Below are 2449 nucleotides of genomic sequence, written 5' to 3' on the forward strand. Positions count from 1 at the left end.
GGCGCTCGGTCTCGACCCGGTTACGGTTGGCAAGCGGTACCCCAACGCGGATATCAGCCTGGCCCGAGTAGCGATGCAGCAGGGTCTGGAAACTGGCCAGCAGCAGCATGAATGGCGTCACGCCCTGCTGCTGGGCAACCCGTTTCAGGTTGGTGGCCAGCTCATCGCCCAGCACGATCGGCAACCGTGCCCCTCTGTGGCTCGGCATGGCCGGGCGCGGATGGTCCAGCGGCAGCTCCAGCACCGGTTGCTCATCGCCCAACTGTTCGGTCCAGTAGGCCAGTTGCCGCGCCTGCTCGCCGGCTTCCATCCAGCTACGCTGCCAAATGGCATAGTCGGCATACTGGATCGGCAGGGCCGGCAGTTGCGCTACCTGGCCCTGGCTGAAACCTTGATAGAACTGCACCAGCTCATTGACCATCACCGGCATCGACCAGCCGTCGGCGACGATATGGTGCAGGGTCAGCACCAGCACGTGCTGGTCCGCCGCCAGGCGCAGCAGCCGGGCCCGCAGCAGCGGCCCCTGCTCCAGGTCGAACGGTTGCCCTGCTTCGGTCTCGACCCAAGCCCGCACAGCGGCCTCGTCGGCGTGCGCCTGCTCTTCGATGACCAGCTCGAACGGCACTTGAGCATGGATGACCTGCACCGCCTGCTCACCGTCGCGACGGAACGTGGTACGCAGCGTTTCATGTCGCTCGATCAAGGCCGCGAAGGCCAGTTGCAGAGCTGTGGTATCCAGATTCCCCTTGAATTTCAAGGCAGCCGGGATGTTGTAGGTGGCACTGGCAGGCTCCCATTGCCACAGGAACCACTGCCGTTGCTGGGCGTATGAAAGCGCCGGCAACGGATGCTCGCCGCGCACCTCGGGGATCGGCAACTGGGCCAGGCTCATGCCCTTCGCCGCCAGTTTCTCGAGGAAGAGTTTGCGCTGTGGCAGCGGCAGGCCGATGAAGCGCTGCACCAGGGCCATGTTTCTGTTATCCGTTTGCATTTCAGACTGCCTCAAGCTCGCTCATGAAGTCCTGGAGTTCATCCAGGTCTGCATCGCTATGGGTATTCAAGCCATTGATCATTGCTGCGTAGTCCTGCAGCGTTTGCGCCTGGAACAACAACGCCAGGGGCAGGCTCGTGCCAAGCTCGACCTGTAGCCGCGCCATGACCTGGGTAGCCAGCAAGGAGTGCCCACCCAGTTCGAAGAAGTTGTCGCCAAGGCCTACCCGCTCCAGCTTCAGCACATCAGCCCAGATCGCCGCGATCCGTTGTTCCAGTTCGCTTTGCGGCGCGAGGTACTCGCGCTGCAACTGGCTGGCATCCGGTTGCGGCAATGCACGACGGTCCAGCTTGCCGTTGGCGGTCAACGGCAGTTTGGCCAGGAACAGCAGGTGGGCCGGCACCATGTAGTCCGGCAGGTTCGCCTTCAACGCAGTGCGCAGCACATCGCGCTCGACAGCCTGGGCCTCGGTGCTGGCCATCACGGCTGCATCGGCAGGCACCACATAACCCACCAGCTGCTTGCCGCCCGGGCCATCCTGGGCCAGTACCACGCCCTGGGCCACGCTGGCTTGCGCCTGCAACCGCGCCTCGATCTCGCCCAGTTCGATGCGAAAACCTCGAATCTTCACTTGATGGTCGATCCGCCCCAGGTACTCCACCACCCCCGCGCCGCCGTAGCGGGCCAGGTCGCCCGAGCGGTACAGGCGGCCACCCTGGCTGTCGAACGGGTTCGGCACGAAGCGTTCGGCGGTCAGCCCCGGGCGCCCGTGATACCCCCGCGCCAGGCCGGCCTGGCCGATCACCAGTTCGCCATGGCTGCCCGGGGCCACCGGGTTCAGCGCGGCATCCAGCAGGTACCACGACAGGTCCGGGATCACCTCGCCGATCGGGCTGCTCGCCCCCTTGGCCAGGTCGGCCTTGGTGATCGGCCGGTAGGTCACGTGCACCGTGGTTTCGGTGATGCCGTACATGTTGATCAGCCGTGGCTGCCGGTCGCCGAACACCTCGAACCAGGGCTCGAGGCTGCTCACGTCCAGCGCTTCGCCGCCGAACACCACATGCCGCAGGGCCAGTCCCTGCCCCTGGCGCGCTGCCGCGCAGGCCACCGGGATCAACTGGCGGAACGCCGACGGCGTCTGGTTCAGCACCGTCACCTGCTCGCGCTGCAGCAGCGCATGGAAATCCTCGGTGGAGCGTGCCACGTCCTTGGCCACCATCACCGCCCGGCCGCCATACAACAGCGCGCCGAACAGCTCCCATACCGAGAAGTCGAAGGCATAGGAGTGGAACACCGTCCACACGTCACTGGCGTCGAAACGGAACCAGCCCTGGGTCGCCGCGAACAGCCGGACCACGTTCTGGTGCGGCAGCAGCGTGCCCTTGGGCTTGCCGGTGGAGCCGGAGGTGTAGATCACGTAGGCCAGGTTCTGCGGGGCTACTTCGATATTCGGGTTAG

The 2449-nt window shown here is 65.3% G+C and carries 2 protein-coding genes; both read right to left on the reverse strand.

Annotated elements, in window-relative coordinates; all coding sequences use genetic code 11:
• Nucleotides 1-961: condensation domain-containing protein (locus tag B2790_RS10230; protein WP_414708582.1), on the reverse strand; the 961-nt coding region annotated here is incomplete at its 3' end.
• A 31-nt stretch (nt 962-992) separates the two neighbouring features.
• A partial coding sequence (locus B2790_RS10235) for an amino acid adenylation domain-containing protein (protein ID WP_286918767.1) occupies nt 993-2449 on the reverse strand: 1457 nt, incomplete at its 5' end.

Source organism: Pseudomonas sp. UBA6753 (assembly GCF_002453565.1).
GTDB classification, from domain to species: domain Bacteria; phylum Pseudomonadota; class Gammaproteobacteria; order Pseudomonadales; family Pseudomonadaceae; genus Aquipseudomonas; species Aquipseudomonas putida_Z.